The organism is Kordia periserrulae, from assembly GCF_003054265.1.
Classification (GTDB): Bacteria; Bacteroidota; Bacteroidia; order Flavobacteriales; family Flavobacteriaceae; genus Kordia; species Kordia periserrulae.
Genome location: NZ_QBKT01000034.1, coordinates 1 through 1,201 on the forward strand (window position 1 = coordinate 1; position 1,201 = coordinate 1,201).

The 1,201-nt window shown below is 30.4% G+C and carries 1 protein-coding gene; it reads left to right on the forward strand.

What is annotated here, in order from left to right:
• Positions 1–224: 224 nt before the first annotated feature.
• On the forward strand, positions 225–1,201 hold a 977-nt coding region (locus C8N46_RS20065), incomplete at its 3' end, for an IS110 family RNA-guided transposase (protein ID WP_108116883.1).

Sequence of the window (1,201 nt, forward strand, 5' to 3'; positions counted from 1 at the left end):
TGTTCTCGACTGCGCTCCTTTAGACTTGTATATTTATATTTAAGTTTAAAAAAGAGCCGAACTTAAGTACACTATTTGCGCTCAGAATTAAAAATTCATAGTTCGATTCAGACTTAAGTTCGTTCTTTCATCAACAATCTCTAATAGAAATTCGGGACTTGAAGCCCATTATTAAGGAGTTGAGTTACTGATGAATGGCTCTATCAAAGTTAAAAAGCTAATTTATGAAAAGTATTTATTTAGGAATCGACATTAGTAAAAAAACATTGGACATTTGTCTATTAGATAAAAGCGTATCGACCTTTTACAAGATTAGTAATACTATAAAAAACATTGATACGTTCTTTAAAAAAATAATTAAGAAGCATACTGATATCTTTGTTGCTATGGAGAATACTGGATATTATAATGATTATCTATATCAGGTGCTAGCGCATACTCAATGTAAAGTATATGTGATAGATCCTAAGCATATCAAAAGAAGTATTGGTTTAGTTCGAGGTAAAAATGATAAGGTTGATGCCAAACGTATTGCTGTTTTTATTGAAAGAAATCATCAAGACTTTCAATGTTGGAAACCTGTTAGTGAGCAAATAAAAAGTATGAAAATATTACTTAGCCAAAGGAATCATAAAATCAAATTGAGAAGCGGATTAAAACAACAAAACTCAGAATTAAAAATGCTGACTAAAACCAAAGCCATCACAAAAATTATTCAACTCAATCAACAACAAATACGACAACTTAATTATCAAATAGCAACTTTAGAGCATTTAATTCAACTAGAGATAAATCAAGATGTAGAATTGAAGCGAAATATCATTAGAATACTCTCTATTCCAGGAATAGGAAAAATAACAGCTTGGACTATTGCTGTAAAAACAAATGGATTTACACGATTAACTAATCCAAGAAAACTAGCCTGTTTTGCTGGTGTTGTACCTTTTGAACAACAAAGTGGAACTAGTCTAAAGACTAAACCTAGAGTCTCTAAAATGGCTGATAGCCAACTTAAAACAACTCTTCAAATGGCGGCAATGAGAGCTGTCAGAATGGAAAATGAGCTAAAGTTTTACTATGAAAAAAAAGTGAAACAAGGCAAAAATAAAATGAGTGTTCTTAATGCTGTAAGAAACAAATTATTACATATTGCTATGGCTGTAATTAGAAATCAAACTTTTTACCAAAATCGCTTGTTTTT